The 15,182-nt window shown below is 66.5% G+C and carries 17 protein-coding genes; 7 read left to right on the top strand and 10 right to left on the bottom strand.

All coding sequences use genetic code 11. The features are described from left to right. Window positions 1-383: 383 nt before the first annotated feature. Window positions 384-926 (bottom strand): hypothetical protein, encoded by a 543-nt coding sequence (locus tag EPO41_RS07550; RefSeq protein ID WP_296322703.1) that lies wholly within the window; start codon window positions 924-926, stop codon window positions 384-386. 412 nt (window positions 927-1,338) lie between these two features. Between EPO41_RS07550 and EPO41_RS07545 the strand changes: the two genes are divergently transcribed. Continuing rightward, window positions 1,339-2,205, top strand: a complete 867-nt coding sequence (locus EPO41_RS07545) for an amidohydrolase family protein (RefSeq protein WP_296322700.1) — start codon at window positions 1,339-1,341, stop codon at window positions 2,203-2,205. Between the two features lie 157 nt (window positions 2,206-2,362). Beyond that, on the top strand, window positions 2,363-3,166 hold the full coding sequence (locus EPO41_RS07540) for a hypothetical protein (protein WP_296322697.1): 804 nt from the start codon (window positions 2,363-2,365) through the stop codon (window positions 3,164-3,166). Window positions 3,167-3,312: 146 nt separating this feature from the next. Here the strand turns inward: EPO41_RS07540 and EPO41_RS07535 are convergent, their stop codons facing one another. Together EPO41_RS07535 and EPO41_RS07530 are read right to left on the bottom strand one after the other, a co-directional pair. Next, window positions 3,313-4,284, bottom strand: a complete 972-nt coding sequence (locus EPO41_RS07535) for a tripartite tricarboxylate transporter substrate binding protein (protein ID WP_296322695.1) — start codon at window positions 4,282-4,284, stop codon at window positions 3,313-3,315. 113 nt (window positions 4,285-4,397) lie between these two features. Next, the gene (locus EPO41_RS07530) at window positions 4,398-5,387 is read right to left on the bottom strand and encodes a TIM44-like domain-containing protein (protein ID WP_296322692.1); all 990 of its coding nucleotides are present in this window, start codon (window positions 5,385-5,387) and stop codon (window positions 4,398-4,400) included. Between the two features lie 115 nt (window positions 5,388-5,502). On the opposite strand from EPO41_RS07530, the gene EPO41_RS07525 reads away from it, so the two are divergent. Further along, the gene (locus EPO41_RS07525) at window positions 5,503-5,934 is read left to right on the top strand and encodes a hypothetical protein (protein ID WP_296322689.1); all 432 of its coding nucleotides are present in this window, start codon (window positions 5,503-5,505) and stop codon (window positions 5,932-5,934) included. Here EPO41_RS07525 and EPO41_RS07520 read toward each other — a convergent pair. Together EPO41_RS07520 and EPO41_RS07515 are read right to left on the bottom strand one after the other, a co-directional pair. Further along, entirely contained in the window at window positions 5,824-6,462 is a 639-nt protein-coding gene (locus EPO41_RS07520) for a hypothetical protein (protein WP_296322686.1), read from the bottom strand. The two genes, EPO41_RS07525 and EPO41_RS07520, sit on opposite strands and share 111 nt — an antisense overlap. Window positions 6,463-6,487: 25 nt before the next feature. Then, the gene (locus EPO41_RS07515; protein ID WP_296322683.1) at window positions 6,488-7,123 is read right to left on the bottom strand and encodes a hemolysin III family protein; all 636 of its coding nucleotides are present in this window, start codon (window positions 7,121-7,123) and stop codon (window positions 6,488-6,490) included. A gap of 84 nt (window positions 7,124-7,207) precedes the next feature. On the opposite strand from EPO41_RS07515, the gene EPO41_RS07510 reads away from it, so the two are divergent. Beyond that, the gene (locus EPO41_RS07510) at window positions 7,208-7,645 is read left to right on the top strand and encodes a DUF5991 domain-containing protein (protein ID WP_296322681.1); all 438 of its coding nucleotides are present in this window, start codon (window positions 7,208-7,210) and stop codon (window positions 7,643-7,645) included. A 48-nt stretch (window positions 7,646-7,693) separates the two neighbouring features. Next, window positions 7,694-8,107, top strand: coding sequence for a RidA family protein (locus EPO41_RS07505; RefSeq protein ID WP_296322678.1), 414 nt, complete (start codon window positions 7,694-7,696; stop codon window positions 8,105-8,107). Between the two features lie 19 nt (window positions 8,108-8,126). On the opposite strand, the gene EPO41_RS07500 is transcribed toward EPO41_RS07505, so the two are convergent. From EPO41_RS07500 to EPO41_RS07490, 3 genes are read right to left on the bottom strand one after another with little or no spacing between them, the layout of a single operon-like run. Continuing rightward, on the bottom strand, window positions 8,127-8,591 hold the full coding sequence (locus EPO41_RS07500) for a nuclear transport factor 2 family protein (protein ID WP_296322675.1): 465 nt from the start codon (window positions 8,589-8,591) through the stop codon (window positions 8,127-8,129). A 17-nt stretch (window positions 8,592-8,608) separates the two neighbouring features. Next, window positions 8,609-9,826, bottom strand: a complete 1,218-nt coding sequence (locus EPO41_RS07495; RefSeq protein WP_296322672.1) for a CaiB/BaiF CoA-transferase family protein — start codon at window positions 9,824-9,826, stop codon at window positions 8,609-8,611. A 42-nt stretch (window positions 9,827-9,868) separates the two neighbouring features. Continuing rightward, complete coding sequence (locus EPO41_RS07490) at window positions 9,869-10,903, bottom strand: fatty acid desaturase (protein ID WP_296322669.1); 1,035 nt, start codon at window positions 10,901-10,903, stop codon at window positions 9,869-9,871. Between the two features lie 261 nt (window positions 10,904-11,164). Here EPO41_RS07490 and EPO41_RS07485 point away from each other — a divergent pair, with 261 nt between their 5' ends. After that, on the top strand, window positions 11,165-11,383 hold the full coding sequence (locus EPO41_RS07485) for a cold-shock protein (protein WP_296322667.1): 219 nt from the start codon (window positions 11,165-11,167) through the stop codon (window positions 11,381-11,383). Window positions 11,384-11,512: 129 nt separating this feature from the next. Here EPO41_RS07485 and EPO41_RS07480 read toward each other — a convergent pair whose 3' ends face one another. Together EPO41_RS07480 and EPO41_RS07475 are read right to left on the bottom strand one after the other, a co-directional pair. Further along, window positions 11,513-11,803 (bottom strand): hypothetical protein, encoded by a 291-nt coding sequence (locus EPO41_RS07480; protein WP_296322664.1) that lies wholly within the window; start codon window positions 11,801-11,803, stop codon window positions 11,513-11,515. A gap of 142 nt (window positions 11,804-11,945) precedes the next feature. Beyond that, complete coding sequence (locus tag EPO41_RS07475; RefSeq protein WP_296322661.1) at window positions 11,946-13,853, bottom strand: AsmA family protein; 1,908 nt, start codon at window positions 13,851-13,853, stop codon at window positions 11,946-11,948. Window positions 13,854-13,958: 105 nt separating this feature from the next. Here EPO41_RS07475 and EPO41_RS07470 point away from each other — a divergent pair, with 105 nt between their 5' ends. Then, window positions 13,959-15,179 (top strand): ABC transporter substrate-binding protein, encoded by a 1,221-nt coding sequence (locus tag EPO41_RS07470; RefSeq protein WP_296322659.1) that lies wholly within the window; start codon window positions 13,959-13,961, stop codon window positions 15,177-15,179. Window positions 15,180-15,182 lie beyond the last annotated feature (3 nt).

Genomic DNA, 15,182 nt, shown 5'->3' with positions numbered 1-15,182 from the left:
GGTTGGGCTTAAAAAACTATCATTAGTTGAATGGCTGCTTCGTCGAGTTTGCACGGCAAATGGCGAGAGAAAGTCATTGTCCCCGTCGTTTGTTTCTGACATTGGCGTACTAGTATGATTATGGCGACCGCACCCGATACTTGGTCGAACGATCTGGTCGTTCCGGGCGGTCTTTGATCAATCTGGCAGCTTGCTGCGGAGCACGCGCCTCAGCTTCGCCAACATCGGGCCGGCACATGGCCGCAGGTGACACAGCTTGGAGGCTCTGGCCTGAACGAAGCTTCCTTCGCCCGTGCGCTTTTATATCTGCGGCTTTCTTCCGAAGACCCAGCTCAACTGGTTGTCGTAGTTGCGACAGTGGCCGGACAACAATCTTTGGCGCCTTAAGGCAACGTCACCTTCACCAGCTTCCCGCCGCGCACGTCCACCCGCTTCATCATCGAGCCGCCCTCGGCGCGGTCGCCGGGGCCGTCCCACTTCACGGCGGTCGTGACGTACCAGACGCCGTCGGGGACGCGCGGGAAGGAGAAGCTGCCGGAGGCGTCGCAGGTGGTGCGGCGCAGGGTCGAGACGTAGAGCGGGTCGTCGCGGTCGAACTTCACCGGGCCGAGGCTCGAGGCGCGGGTGCCGCGCGTGTCGTTGCCGAAGATCGCCGTCATGCGGGCGCGGGCATAGGCGCTGTCGGGCACCAGGTTGGCGCCCTGGCCGCCGCAGGTGTGGGTCGTGTCGCCCGCCTTCATGGTCGCGATGCCGCTCACCGTGTTGCTGCCGCTCTTGCGCGACCACTCGACCTCCGAGGCCGGGATCGGCTGCGACAGGGCGCTGGGCGGCGGCGGCGCGAAGGCCTGGTCGAACTGGGCGCAGCCGGCGGCGGCCAGGGAAGCCAGGGTGGCGGCGAGGCCGAGGGCCAGGGGGAGGGTCTTCATGGGAGGGGCTGTCTCCGGCTCGTTGAGGGGGTGGGGCCACGAAAAAGTTAGACGACAACGCGAGTTGCGGGCCTGTGTTCCTTTGGTGGTTTCGCTGGCGGGGGCGGTATAAGCGCAATAAACGAAATAAACGAAACATTCGAAAGGAAAAAGGATTTTCGGAGCGCCGGACCCGATTCTGGGGGAGTCGAGGCCCTTCGAACCGGGAAGAACACGCACCTTGCCTGTTGCCCATCCTTCGAGACGCGCCGCGTCGCGGCGCTCCTCAGGATGAGGTGAGGGCCTGAATTGCGGTCTGGCGTTCAGTAAGTAATTGAATTGATTGGGTTCATTTCCGGCCAACCTCGCAGGGTGAGGTCGGATTGGCAGGACCGCTTGATTAAATCCTGTCCGGAAAGACAGAGTGGTCCGCATGACCCAGGAAAGTTTCGCCCTCCCCGCCGGCAGCGCCGACTGCCACGTCCATGTCTACGGGCCCTACGACCGCTTCCCCGCCGTCCAGGGCGGCAAGTTCGCGCCGCTGCGGGAGACGCCGGTCGAGGCGCTGCTGGCGCTGTGGGACGGGATGGGCATCGCGCGCGGGGTGATCGTCCATGCGCTGGCGGCCGGCGGCGACAACGCGGTGACGCTCGACGCGCTCCGGCGCCACCCCGACCGGCTGCGCGGCGTGGCGATCCTGAAGCCCGAGGTGAGCGAGCGCCGGCTCGACGAATTGAGCGAGGCGGGCTTCAAGGGCGTGCGCATCAACCTGCTGCGCCAGGACGGCAAGCCGGTCTCCTCGGGCGGCATGAGCCTCGACGATCTGGTGGCGCTGGCGCCGCGCCTCGGTTCGCGCGGCTGGCACGTGCAGCTCTGGGTCGAGACCGGCGACCTGATGGAGCTGGCGCCGACGCTGGAGAAGATGCCGTTCGACTTCGTGATCGACCATATGGGCCGCACCATGGCCGACAAGGGCGTCGACACCCCGGGCTTCCGCTGGTTCTGCGAGCGGCTGGGGAGCGGCCGCTACTGGTGCAAGCTCTCGGGCGCCGACCGCAACACCCGCCAGGGCGCCGGGCCGGGCGCCGCCTACGACGACACGGCGCCGTTCATGCAGGCGCTGGTCGCCGCCAATCCCGACCGGCTGGTCTGGGGCAGCGACTGGCCGCATGTCGGCCACGCCGCCGATGCGATCCCGCAGGAGGTGGATCTGCTCGGGCTGTTCTTCCGCTGCGTGCCGGACGAGGCGGTGCGGCAGAAGATCCTCGTCGACAATCCGAAGGTGCTTTACGGGTTCTAAATCCCCCCGTCGTCTCGACCGAAGCCTCGCGCAGCGAGGCGTAGCGGAGAGACCTTCTCTCGACGATTAGCCGGCTTTTGGTGGAGAGAAGGTCTCTCCGCTCCGCGCCTTCGGCGCTCCGGTCGAGACGACGGGAATATTGATCGAAAGGCAACACATGACTCACCACGACAATTGGGGCTGGCGGGCGCGCATCGGGCTGTTCATCGTCGGCAGCGAGGCGGTGCCGGAGGCCGAATGGTGGGCGATGGCGCCGCCGGGCGTGTCGGTGCATGCGGCGCGGGTGACGGCGCCGACTCCGTGGGCCAGGTGGCGCGCGGACCGGAGCGGCGTTGATCTCGCCGACGATCTGGCGCGCGGGGCGAAGCAGTTCTCTTCCATGAAGCTGCAGGCCGTCGTCTTCGCCCACACGTCGAGCAGCGTCGTGGGCGGCAAGGGCTGGGACGAGGCCACCGTCGCGGCACTGTCGACGGTCGTGTCGAGCGGCATCGCGGGCGACGAGGCGAAGGTCACGACCAACGGGCTCGATACGCTCGCGGCTCTGCGCCACGCTGAGGTGAAGCGGCCGTTCCTCGTGGTGCCGCCGTGGTTTCCCGACGACACGGTGGGCGCGGCGCTGCGCTACTACGGCGATCACGGCCTCGCGCCCGTGGGGCATCTGCGGCTCGATCCCGGCCGCAAGTGGCGGGACGTGCCGCCGCAGGATCTCTACCCGCAGGGCATGGGCTTCGAGCAGGAGATCGAGCCGCTCTACGCGCAGATCCGCCGGGCCTGCCCGCCCGAGGCCGACGGCGTGCTGATCGGCGGCACGGGCTTCCGCTGCGTCGGCCTAATCGAAACACTCGAAACGGATTTAGGGCGTCCGGTGATCACCGCCAACCAGGCGAGCCTGTGGCACTGCCTGCGGATGACGGGGATTCGGACGCCCATCGAGGGGTATGGGGCTTTGTTACGGTCATAGAGTTACCCGCACCCCCTCATCCTGAGGAGGCTGCGCAGCAGCCGTCTCGAAGGATGGGCCACAGGCGCGGTGCTCGTGCCCACCCTTCGAGACGCGGCCTTGCGGCCGCTCCTCAGGGTGAGGTGATTGGTGGGGCTCGCCGTCGCTCAAGTCGCCAGCAGATTCAACTTCCGCAGCAGCTCGCGCTCCTGCTCCATCGTCTTCGCCATCTTCGCCTGATAGGCGGGGCCGTCGAGCAGCAGCAGCGGCTGGTCCATGTTGTCGAGGAATTCGAGATGCTTGGGCTCACCCGCGGCTTCGCGGAAGGCATCGGCCAGGATCTTCACCACGGCGGGGTCCATGCCCTTCGGGCCAATGAGACCGCCCGGACTGTCGACGGCGATCTCGAGGCCGAGTTCGCGCACGGTCGGCACGTCGGAGAAGCGCTTGGCGCGGCTCGCCGTGAAGACCGCGAGCAGGCGCAGCTTGCCGGACATCACCAAAGGCGCCCAGCCCGACGACTCCGAGGCGAAGTCGATCTCGCCGCCCATCAGCGCGCGCAACGTGTCGGCGGTGCCGCGATAGGGCGCGTGCGTCCAGGTGAGGCCCTGCTTCAGGCCGAGACTCTCCATCGCCAGATGCTGCGTCGAGCCCGCACCGAGCGTGCCCCAGTTCAGCTTGCCGGGATTGGCCTTCGCATAGGCCAGCAGCTCGGGCAGCGTCTTCCACGGCGCGTCGGGGCGCACGACCACGCCCATGACGAAGCCGGTGATCTGCAGGATGTAGGTCAGGTCCCTGATCGGATCGTACTTGAGCGAGGCGTTCAGCATCGGCTGGCGCAGCACGCTCATGTGCATCTGGCTGATCGTGTAGCCATCGGGCTTCGCGTCCTGCAGCGCGAGCGCCCCCAGCACGCCGGCGGCGCCGCCCTTGTTCTCGACGATGACGGGCTGTCCAAGCTTCTTCGCCGCCGACTCGGCGAGGATGCGGAAGCCGGCATCGGCCGGGCCGCCGGCGGCCCAGGGGATGATCAGCCGGATCGGCTTGTCGGGAAACTTCGCCTGCGCGCGCACGGGTGCGGCGGCAAGCGGCAGCAGCGCGGCGCCCACGAGCGCGGCCCTTCGTGACAGGCTGGTCATGACGATCGTTCCTTCCCTACCCCGGCGACAGGCTAGCCGAGCAAGGAGCGGGCCGCACAAACGAAATCGGCCGGCATGAGGCCGGCCGATCCGTAATTTTTCGATCGAGACGCTCAGGTCTGCTGGATGGCCGAGAGGATCCAGTTGCCGCCGCGGCTGCGCAGGAAGGTCCAGACTTCCGTCGCCTCGGTGCGGACATTGGCATTGCCTTCGACGATGCGGCCGTCGGCGACGTTGCGCATCACGTCGATCATGCTGAAGCGCATGGCGACGGTGGCGTAGTCGACCGAGCCCTCGCTCCACGCTTCCGACAGGTCGCCCTGCTCGAGCTTCACGGCATCGACCTTGTTCTCGACGCCGCGGCTCGCATTGGCCGACAGCTCCTGCGTGAAGTAGCCCAGCATCTCGGGGGTCACGAGCGTGCGCAGCTTGGCGAGATCGCCGGCGCTGTAGGCCGCCTGCACGTTGGTCAGCAGCGATTCGAAGGCGTTGTAATCGGCTTCGAGGATGGCCGGCGAGGGGGCCGCGCTGGCGCCGCCTCCCAGCATCGGAGCGGCGCTGGAGCGCGCCATCGGCGTCGCTTCCGGCAGGGCCTGGCGCGGCGACAGCGGATTGCTGCCGCCGGTACCGGCGCCCGCAAAGGCCGCCTGCGGGGCCCCATTGCGCGACTTCCACCAGCGCACGGCGAGATAGACGATGCCGCCGACCAGCGCGAGCTGCAGGAGCAGGCCCAGCATGCCGGCCATGCTGCCGAGGCCGGCGCCGAAGCCGCCACCGAACAGCATGCCGAACAGGCCGGCGCCCAGCATGCCGCCCATCAGGCCCGTCAGGAACGGGTTGCGCTGCATGAAGCCACCGGGCTTGGCGCCGGCGGCGGCCGTCGCCGGATTGGCCGACGGGCTCTGCTGCTGCGGCGTGGTGCTGCGCTCGACCGGCTTGGAGGTCGGCGCGGTCTGGGTCGGGGCCGGCGCCTGCCCGGACTTGCTGCCGCGGCTGCCCGCGCCGCTGCCACCGCCCGCCCGCGCATCGGCGGGCGACGGGGCCAGCGACGGCACCGCGATGATCAGAGCCGCGAGGATCGCGAGCCAACGAAACTTGGTCATGTGGACATCCCTGTAGAACCGGGTTCATCCCGGCCTGTTTTGCAGACTGTATGTTAGGGGTGTTTGCCTGCAGTTCAAGGGCAACCGGGCCGGCGAAAGCGCCGTTCCACAGGGTATGAACATCCGTCTCATCGCCACCGCCCTCGCCCTTTGGCCGGGGCTCGCCGCCGCCGAGGGCTGCCTCGACCAGGTGCGCGCGCTGGCCAAGGCCGAGAACATCTCCACCGACCCGCCGACCGCCTCGCCCGACACTGCCACGCCGGACAAGGGCCCGGGCGTCACCTCGCGCGAACTCGGCCGGTCCGGCGGCGTGATCGAGCCGCCCGCGACCTCGGACCGCTCGGTCGTCACCCCGCCCGCCTCCACCGACAGCCGCATGCCGACGATGCCGGACGTGACCCAGAAGCCGGGAACGCCGCCGCCGCAGCGAGCGGCGCTACAGGCGCTGCTGGTGGCCGCGCGCGCCGAAGCCGAGCGTGGCCAGGAGGCCAACTGCGTCGACACGCTGAAAAAGGCCCGGGAACTCCTCGAGCGCGCGGAAAAGTGAGGCGATCCAGCTCACATCTTCGAGGTCGAGCGGTCCCAGCAGGAAGAAGAGACTGACGGAGGCGATGACGACGGTCGCCGCGGCGATCGCGCGCCTCGCCACGGGCGGGCGTCGAATGGGCTGCACCCGATAGAGTGTGCGCCCACCACGCAGCTCGACCCTCTGCGCGATCCTTGGGCGCCGCCGCCGCTCGGGTTCGCGCGGCAGCGCGATCTGCCGGACCGAGAGCGCATCGGGTGAAGCCTTTCGCAGCCTCTCATCGACGTCTGCCTTCGGAGCCGCCGCCAGCGCCGTCAGCGGATCGCGGGCCTGTTCCTCGCCTCTCCACGCCTCGGGCAGCACATGCATCAGCCGAACGAGCGTGAAGACGAGCCAGACGGTCGCGAGCGGCAGGCCGAGCTCGAAGGCAATGTGCGTCCCCGCCGTGTTCCAGGCCCATACGCTCATCGAGGCGCCGCCGATGGCCATGACGATGCCCGCGGCGACGACGGCGACGGCGGTCAGGCGGAAAAGCAGACGCGACGACATGGGGGTCACGTAAACCGGTGTCGCTTCACGGCGTCAACAGCGACAGGATCGCCACATAGTGGATAGAAGCCGCCACGAGCACCGAGGCGTGCCACAGCGCCTGCTGGTAGGGCAGGCGGCTCGACAGATGGAAGATCGTGCCGAACGAATAGACCACGCCGCCTGCGAGAAGCAGCATCAGCGTCCCCCGCTCCACCGACGCCAGCAGCTCGTCGATCGCGAACAGGCCGATCCAGCCCATCAGGAGATAGAGCACCACCGAAATCTGTTCGATGCGTCGCGGCTGCAGGAACTTCGCGGCGATGCCAAGCGACGCCGCCGCCCACATCACCGCCGTGAGGCCGCTCGACCATGGCTCGCGCAGCTTCAGCAGGGTGAGCGGCGTATAGGTCCCGGCGATCATCACGAAGATCGCGGCATGGTCCAGGCGACGCAGCCAGTCGCGCCGCGGACTGGCGAGCCGCAGATTGTAGACTGCCGAGCAGGAAAGCATCGCCAGCAGCCCGGCGACATAGACGAGGATGGGCACGACCTGTCCCGGCTGCGACGAACCCGTGGCGACGATCAGGATCGCGGCCGCGCCGACGACGCCCAGGACGAGGCCGAGCGCGTGAACCGCCGCATCGGCGCGCAGGTAACGGTCGAAAGTTGGATCTGCCATACGATCACGATGAGGTCACCCGCCGCCTGTCGCAACCCGTTCCATGATCGCATCGTTGTCTCCGGCCCGGAGGAGGATAGCCACATGAAATCGGTATTCGCCACCCTCACCATGGGTCTCGGACTTGCCGCTGGCTCGGTCGCGCTCGCCGCCCAGCCCTGGGATGGCACATACGTCTACGAACAGGCGCTGGGGCCAGGTGCCGGTGGCACGCAGAACTTCGTGACCCACACGCTCACCGTCAACGGTCCCGAAGGCTGCCGCGTAGTCGCACAAGGCTTCCAGACTGACGAGACCATCCGCTGCAAGGCGATGCCCGACGGTAACCGGCTGCTCGTCACCTTCGTGAGCTTCGGCAACGGCAAGGTCGAGAACAAGTACGGCGTGAAGCTCTACAGTCCCGGTCAACCGCTGTTCGTGATCTCGCAGGCGCCCAATGGTCTCGTCACGACGTGGCAAGGCTATTCCAAGGCAGCGGGCGATGGCGCCTCGAGCGCCGCCTTCAAGAAGGTGGGACGCTAGAAAGCAAGCGGATAGAGTGACTCCAACCGAACCCGGAGGAGACACGACATGTCCGACATCGCCTATACGCCGATCCTGCCCGAAGGCTGGCCGCGCCCGCGCGGCTTTTCGCATGCCGTGGTCGCCACGGGCACGAGGAGCGTGCGCATCGCCGGCCAGATCGGCCGCGAGCCGGCGCAGGCTCACATCCCCGCCGACACCGATGCCGGCACGCAATGGCGCATCGCGCTGTCCAATCTGGTGACCGTGCTGAAAGCCGCCGGCGGCCAGCCGGAACATCTCGTGGCGCTGCGCGCCTATGTGACCGACATCGCCGAGTTCAACGCCGCCGGCGCGGCGGTCGGCGCCGCCTGGGGGGCCGCGCTCGGTCGCCATTTCCCGGCGATGACCCTGGTGCAGGTCTCGGCCCTGATCGACCCCAACGCCAAGGTCGAGATCGAGGGCGAAGCGATCCTTCCCTGAGGCTCGCCTACGGGATCGATCAGAAGCCGAGAGAGCTCAGCCCGGGATGGTCATCGGGGCGGCGGCCCAGCGGCCAGTGGAACTTGCGGTCTGTTTCGGCGATCGGATGCTCATTGATGCTGGCCAGGCGTCGCTTCATCAGCCCATCGGTGTCGAATTCCCAGTTTTCGTTGCCATAGGCACGGAACCACGTGCCGCTGTCGTCGTGGAATTCATAGGCGAAGCGTACGGCGATGCGATTGCCCGCGAAGGTCCAGAGTTCCTTGATCAGGCGATAGTCGAGTTCGCGCGCCCATTTGCGCTTCAGGAAAGCCTCGATGGCTTCGCGGCCATTGATGAACTCCGCACGGTTGCGCCATTGGCTATCCGGCGTATAGGCGAGCGCGACCTTGGCGGGATCGCGGCTGTTCCAGCCATCCTCGGCGAGGCGGGCCTTCTGCGTCGCGGTCTGCTCGGTGAAAGGCGGCAAGGGTGGGCGGGACATCGTCGATCTCCTCGCAGTCAGATGATCTTGCGGGCGCGCAGGTCGGCCAGCTCCGCCGCGCCAAAACCCAGTTCGCCCAGCACCGCGTCGTTGTGCTCGCCCAGCTCCGGCGCGATGCCGGGCCTGGCCGGCGTCTCGGAGAACTTCCACGGCGTGCCGTGCACCTTCAGCTTCCTGCCGAGCTTCGGGTAGTCGACCTCGGTGACGTAGCCGTTGGCCATGACGTCGGGATCATTGGACGCTTCGAGGAGCGTGTTGATCGGCGCCGAGACGATGTCGGCGCTGCGCAGGCGGGCGACCCAGTCCTCGCGCGTTCCGGTCGCGAACAGGGCGTCGAGCGTGGCGAGAAGTTCGAGGCGCTTGGGGTCATTGTCGATGATCACGCCCAGGTCGGCGAAGCCCGCCTTTTCCAGTTGCTCGTGGAAGCCGAGCGATGTCATGGCGTCCTTCCAGTCCTCCGGGCCGGTAATCTGGAAGACCAGAGGCTTGCCGTCGCGATCGTCGAAGCTGGCGCTGATGCCCGGCCGCTCGCGCGTGCCAGTGACTCGGGCCTGCCCTGTGACCGGATTGCGGTCGCGCCACATCGCCGTCTGCAAGGTCCAGCCCATCAGCCGAATCTGCCCGCCCAGCAGCGAGAGGTCGATCTTCTGGCCGACTCCCGTCGTGCGGGCATGGGTCAGCGCTGCCAGCGCGCCACCGAAAGCCAGGATCGCGCAGGTCTCGTCGGCGACGGATACGACTCCGGTGCGCATCTTCTGGCCCGGCATGGAATAGGCCTCAGCGATGCCGCCCAGCGCCTGCGCCATCGAATCGGTACCCGGCAGGTGGGCGTGCGGGCCGTCAGGGCCATAGCCCGAGATCGAGACATAGACGAGCTTCGGATTGACCTCGCGCAGTTCCTCCCAGCCGAAGCCGTTCTTTTCGGCGGCGCCGGGGCGGAAGTTCTGGCCGAAGATGTCGGCCTTCGCGACGAGCTTGCGCAGGATCGCGCGCCCCTCGTCGCTCTTGAGATTGAGGGTCACGCTCTTCACGCCGCGATTGTTGGCCTCGAAGAAGGTGCTGCCCATACCCGGCAGCACGGTCATGCGACGCGACGGATCGCCGCCCTGCGGCGATTCGATCTTGATCACGTCGGCGCCGAGGTCGGCCATCAGCATCCAGGGTACGGTGCCCGCCTGCGCAGTGGAGCAGGAGACGACCTTGACGCCCTGAAGCGGGCCGTGCGGAACAGACATTGACCGGGGCTCCTTTATGAGGACCCCCACGCTAGAGCAAGATCAGGCTTGCGTCTCCAGCCGCGCCACATCTCGGAAGCGAACGAGGCGGCTCGACGCTTCGTCCCACAGTGTCAGCCGTGGTGCACTGAGGCCAGCGCGCAGGCCGAGGGGCGAAACGGCGCGCACAGTCTGGGCCGCGTCATGAGCCTGCGGCAGGCGGTAGTTGGGGATGCGCTGGTTGAGATGATGGACGTGATGGAATCCGATATTGCCGGTGAACCAGCGCAGGACAACCGGCAGGTCGAACCACGACGATCCGTCCATCGCGGCATCGACGTAGCGCCAGGCGCCGCGACCGCTCCACTGCGCGCCCGGGAAGCGATGCTGCAGGGTGAACAGCCACACGCCGAGGATCGACGCCACAACGATAATCGACAGATGCACCAGCAGCACGTCGCGCCAGCCCAGCAACAGCACGAGCGCCGTGAACAGGGCAACGAGGCTCGCATTGGTGAGCAGGACCGAGCGGCGCTCGCGCACCCACGCGCGCGGCGTGTCGAACGGCGTGCGGTAGAGCACCACGAACACGAGGGGCGGCAGCAGGAAGTTGGCGATCAGGGGATGGCGGACGAGGCGATGAAGGAACCGCTGCCGGGGCGACAAGGCGAGGTAGGCGCGCACGGTGAGGCACGAGGAATAGATGTCGCTGCCGCGATCGCCGCGATCGAGATTGTTCCATTCGGCATGATGCTGCGCATGCTGGCGCCGCCAGCTCGCGAAGGGGGTGAAGGTGCACAGGCTGCACAGCCGGCCGACGATCGTGTTGGCAAGGCGCGAGGCGAAGAACGAGCCGTGTCCGCAATCGTGCTGAACGATGAACACCCGCACCATGAACGCGCCGGTCGGTATGGCGAGGGCAAGGACGAGCCATGGGGAGATGCCGCAGGCGGCGTACATCGCGGCGCAGCCCGCGAGGAAGGGACCGAATGACGTGGCGAGCTGCAGGAGGCTCTGCCGCGCGGAGGGGCGCGCGAACGAGGCGGCGGCGGCGCGCAATTCGGAATCGATGGGATCGGGGGTGGAGTGGGGCTCCATGAGCACCTCCGTCCTTCGGCACGATGCAAGGACCCCCTATATTTGGCCCTTGATAGTGTCCGAACAAGGGACCATATGAAGCTCGTCGATACACGGACATCTGATTTGGTCCGCGCCCGCCGACATTGTTCTGCGGTCCGCTCCACGACACTTGATCCCGAAAGTTAGTGCAATTTCGACGGGCGCCAGAGCGCTTCCGCTTGTTCAAACGCGGAGGGAGCGCATGGCCTCGCATATCCAAGGTAAAAAAGGGTTTCTCCCATGACGACGACAACGGGAACCGTGAAGTGGTTCAATATCCAAAAGGGCTTCGGCTTCATTCAGCCGGACAATGGCGGCACCGACGCCTTCGTGCACATCAGCGCGGTTGAGCGCGCCGGCATGAGCATGCTTAGCGAGGGCCAGAAGGTCGAATTCGAACTGGTCGCCGATCGCCGGAGCGGGAAGATGGCGGCGGAAAACCTCAAGGCCGCATCCTGATCACGCGCCGCCGGTAACGGCGGCCGCCCTCCTTCCTGCGCGCCACCACGGATGTACTGGGGTGTGCGGCTGGAGCGGCAACGCGATATGGCCCCGTTCCTGGAAAGGAGCGGGGCTTTTCGCGTTCTGTCAGTTCGTCTTGAAGACCTTGGCCATCGCCGACATGAGGTCCTTGGGACCCCTGTCCATCAGCATTGCCTTGGGCAGCTCGTCGAACCGCTGGCGGCCGCTGACCGTGAGGCACGGACCGTCCTTGCCATCCTGGATCAGTCGCAGGTTGCGCAATCGGGTCAGATCCTGGGCACGCATGGCCCGCACATCCGACTGACCGAAGGCGACCCGCCTCAAGGTGACCTCCTCGTCGGGCGTGAGCACGGCGGCGGGCGTACGGGGAGTTTCGGCTTTTCGTTCAACGGCCATGTCGCACCTCGTCTTGCGCGTCGATGCATCGTCGGATGCTTCGGAATCAGGAGGCGCCGACGCAGACGTCGCCGAATACCTTCTCTAAATGGGCGCCCGGCGCCCCCGCGGCAAGCGCTCATTCCACTTGGGAAATGAGAACTCAGGGCGCCGTGAGCATCTGCTGTGTGAGACCCGCGCAGGGCACGTCCTTGGCATTGCCGAAGACAGGCGTGGGAATGGGGATCACGCGGCCGAGCGAAACCTGCGGAGAGCGCAGCTTGCCCTGGATCATCACGGCGCCATGCAGATCGAGCAGGTCGAAGCTCTTGGGATCGGCATCGACCTCGGCGTTCAGCGCCTGGCTTTTCAGCGAGAGCTGACCCTTCACATGGAGCACGGACTTCTGCGTATCAAGTAGAGTGCGGTCGAAGACGACGTTGCCCTGCTGGAAATTGAGACGGCCGACCGCGCACTTGATCGGAATGCGGTTGTCGCCGGTCACGTAGAGCACCAGCGCATCGAAGATCTGCAGCCCAGCCAGGCTCACCATCAGGCTGCTGACCGACCCGCCCCCCAGCGAGAAGGCCATGAAGCCGTTGGCCGAACCCATGACATGGGCGAGCGAGCGGCCGCTGCCCGCGAGAGACACGCGGCCCTGGATCTTGCCCTGGGTCGCGTCGAAATAGCGGGATTCACGAAAGAAGTTCTTCAGCTCGATGTCGCTCGCCCGGAGGTTGGCCTTCACCTTCGGATCGTCGGTCCTCGCGTCGATCCCCATCTCGCCCGCGATCGTTCCGCCCTCCATCACTGCGAGGGTGAGCGGCTTCACTGTCGCATTCCCGTCGTGGATCAGCACCCGAAAGGCCAATGCCTGGACCGGTAACCAGGGCGGCGCGATCACCCGCTTGGCGTCGAGCGTCACGTCCATGTTCATGGCCCGCATCTTCTCAACCTGCAGCGGCACGTTGGGAAACAGGTCACCCGTCGCCTCGAGCTGGGCCTGGGTCTGGGCCTGCTTAGGCGATACGTTGGTCTTGCGAGCCGGCGTCGCGCCGACCAGCGGCGCCAGATCCTCGAACACCAGCTTCTGTGAAACGAGCTTGGCGGTCAGGAATCTCGGCTTGCGTCGCTCGTCGACGATGACCTCGCCCGTGAGGTCACTCTCACCCACGCGCCACTTCGACTGGACGAATTTCCAGAGTCCAGCCTCGCGGTCCAGCTTGCCGTTGATCGTGTAGGGTGGTGTCGGCGGTCCGGGAATGCCGAGGAGCGGGTAAATCTCCGAAAGATTCGGCCCGGAGAGCGTGAGGTCGACGTTTGCGCCGGTCCATTTGAAGGGATCCTGGACCCTGCCCTTCATCTTCAGCTTCGTGCCGCCGAAGGCTACGTCGAGATCCAGCGGATAGGGCTGCTCCGTCTCGCGCAGCATCAGCACCGAGCCGCCGACGAAGCGCACTTCCAGTGGCTGTCCTTCGAGCTTTCCCTTGAGCGCCAGCTCGGCCTCGTCCTCCGCCTTGCCCGTGGCCGTCGAGACTGTCCCATCAAGCTCCAGTTTCCGCTTGGGATCGCGGTAGCCAAGCTTGCCTTCCGTGACCTCGAGCCTGCCGATCACCGGCGCCTCGAAGCGATTGTCCGGTTCCAGCGCCTTGGCGGCGCCCGTGACGACGGGCGTTTCCCCCAAACTCCAATTGAGCTGGTCATTCTCCCCAGTCTCGACCTGTACCTCCGGTTTACGCAATACGAGACGCGGCAGCATGACATTGCCGCTCAGCAGCGGCCAAAGCCGGACGTCGAAGTCGACCTGCTCGACCTTGAGCATGTAGGGCGCCTTGCCCCACTTGGCGTTGGCGACCTCGATCCCCTCCAGCTTCACGTTGGTCGTCCAGCCCCAGTCGACCGCGACCTTGGCGACCTGCGTCCGGCGGCCCGTCATGTCGCTGATCCTGTCTTCGAGCTGGCCGCGGAGATAGTCCGACGTGGCCACGAAATAGACGGTGGTGGCGGCGATCACCAGAAGGCCGGCCAGAATGCCGGCCGTCCACCCCAGGATTTTCGCGGCAGACCTCATTCGAGCGAAACGACGTGCGCCCCTTTCGGTTGCACTGCCATTCTGCTGTGGAACCGGCCGCTGCGCCTGACTAGGGTCGGTCCATCCTCATAGGGAGTAGCTTGCATGCATTATGGAGTTTGGAGCCTGGCCGCCCTGGCAGCGCTCGGGCTGGGTGGCGCGCCGGCGCAGGCCGAGTACGGCGACGGCACGATCAAGATCGGCGTCCTGAACGACCGATCCGGCACCTATGCCGACCTCTCGGGCCAGGGCTCGGTCTGGGCGGCGCGCAAGGCCGTCGAGGATTTCTGCAAGGCCAACAAGTGCCACGACAAGATCGAGATCGTGGCCGCCGACCACCAGAACAAGCCGGATATCGGCGCCAACGTCGCGCGCCAGTGGTACGACGTCGACAAGGTCGACGTGATCGTCGACGTGCCGACCTCCTCGGTGGTGCTGGCCGTCCACAAGATCACGCAGGAGAAGAACAAGGTCATGCTGGTCTCGGGCGGCGCCTCGTCCGACATCACCGGCAAGGACTGCACGCCCAACACGATCCATTGGACCTACGACACCTGGTCTCTCGCAAACGGGACGGGCCAGGCGATCGTCAAGACGGGCGGCGATAGCTGGTTCTTCCTGACGGCCGACTACGCCTTCGGCCATGCGCTCGAACGCGACACCGAGGCCGTCGTCACCAAGAACGGCGGCAAGGTTTTGGGCAAGGTCCGCCATCCCTTCCCGACGCCGGACTTCTCCTCGTTCCTCCTGCAGGCGCAATCGTCGAAGGCCAAGATCATCGGCCTGGCCAATGCCGGCGCCGACACGACCAATGCCATCAAGCAGGCGGCAGAGTTTGGCATCGTCTCAGGCGGCCAGAATCTCGCGGGCCTGCTGGTCTTCATCACCGACGTGCACGCGCTCGGCCTGAAGGCGGCACAGGGGCTGATCTTCACGGAGGCCTGGTACTGGGACGGCAACGACGCCAACCGCGAATTCGCCAAGGAGTTCGGCCCCGCCAACAAGGGCAATATGCCGACCATGGTGCAGGCGGGCGTCTACTCCGCGGTCATGCACTACCTCAAGGCGGTGCACGAGCTGAAGTCCGAGACCGACGGCGCCGCCGTGGTCGCGAAGATGAAGGAGCTGCCGACCGACGACAAATTGTTCGGCAAGGGCAGCGTCCGCGCCGACGGCCGCAAGATCCACGACATGTATCTCTTCGAAGTGAAGAAGCCGTCGGAGAGCAAGGGCCCGTGGGACTATTACAAGCAGCGCGCCGTCATCGCGGCGGCCGAGGCCTTCCGTCCGATCGCGGACGGCGGCTGCCCCCTGGTGAAGAAGTAGGTT

The sequence above is a fragment of the Reyranella sp. genome (assembly GCF_004297265.1).
Lineage (GTDB): Bacteria > Pseudomonadota > Alphaproteobacteria > Reyranellales > Reyranellaceae > Reyranella.
The sequence above is the reverse complement of the archived record's forward strand: the minus strand, read 5'-3'. Positions and strand labels throughout refer to the sequence as shown.

Bases quoted from the DNA above. Each gene is read 5' to 3' on its own strand.
- EPO41_RS07535 (WP_296322695.1), bottom strand. From the start codon at position 4,284: ATGACCAGCCTGTCACGAAGGGCCGCGCTCGTGGGCGCCGCGCTGCTG.
- EPO41_RS07475 (WP_296322661.1), bottom strand. From the start codon at position 13,853: ATGAGGTCTGCCGCGAAAATCCTGGGGTGGACGGCCGGCATTCTGGCC.
- EPO41_RS07520 (WP_296322686.1), bottom strand. From the start codon at position 6,462: ATGTCGTCGCGTCTGCTTTTCCGCCTGACCGCCGTCGCCGTCGTCGCC.
- EPO41_RS07540 (WP_296322697.1), top strand. From the start codon at position 2,363: ATGACTCACCACGACAATTGGGGCTGGCGGGCGCGCATCGGGCTGTTC.
- EPO41_RS07480 (WP_296322664.1), bottom strand. From the start codon at position 11,803: ATGGCCGTTGAACGAAAAGCCGAAACTCCCCGTACGCCCGCCGCCGTG.
- EPO41_RS07505 (WP_296322678.1), top strand. From the start codon at position 7,694: ATGTCCGACATCGCCTATACGCCGATCCTGCCCGAAGGCTGGCCGCGC.
- EPO41_RS07525 (WP_296322689.1), top strand. From the start codon at position 5,503: ATGAACATCCGTCTCATCGCCACCGCCCTCGCCCTTTGGCCGGGGCTC.
- EPO41_RS07490 (WP_296322669.1), bottom strand. From the start codon at position 10,903: ATGGAGCCCCACTCCACCCCCGATCCCATCGATTCCGAATTGCGCGCC.
- EPO41_RS07485 (WP_296322667.1), top strand. From the start codon at position 11,165: ATGACGACGACAACGGGAACCGTGAAGTGGTTCAATATCCAAAAGGGC.
- EPO41_RS07550 (WP_296322703.1), bottom strand. From the start codon at position 926: ATGAAGACCCTCCCCCTGGCCCTCGGCCTCGCCGCCACCCTGGCTTCC.
- EPO41_RS07545 (WP_296322700.1), top strand. From the start codon at position 1,339: ATGACCCAGGAAAGTTTCGCCCTCCCCGCCGGCAGCGCCGACTGCCAC.
- EPO41_RS07515 (WP_296322683.1), bottom strand. From the start codon at position 7,123: ATGGCAGATCCAACTTTCGACCGTTACCTGCGCGCCGATGCGGCGGTT.
- EPO41_RS07510 (WP_296322681.1), top strand. From the start codon at position 7,208: ATGAAATCGGTATTCGCCACCCTCACCATGGGTCTCGGACTTGCCGCT.
- EPO41_RS07495 (WP_296322672.1), bottom strand. From the start codon at position 9,826: ATGTCTGTTCCGCACGGCCCGCTTCAGGGCGTCAAGGTCGTCTCCTGC.
- EPO41_RS07470 (WP_296322659.1), top strand. From the start codon at position 13,959: ATGCATTATGGAGTTTGGAGCCTGGCCGCCCTGGCAGCGCTCGGGCTG.
- EPO41_RS07500 (WP_296322675.1), bottom strand. From the start codon at position 8,591: ATGTCCCGCCCACCCTTGCCGCCTTTCACCGAGCAGACCGCGACGCAG.
- EPO41_RS07530 (WP_296322692.1), bottom strand. From the start codon at position 5,387: ATGACCAAGTTTCGTTGGCTCGCGATCCTCGCGGCTCTGATCATCGCG.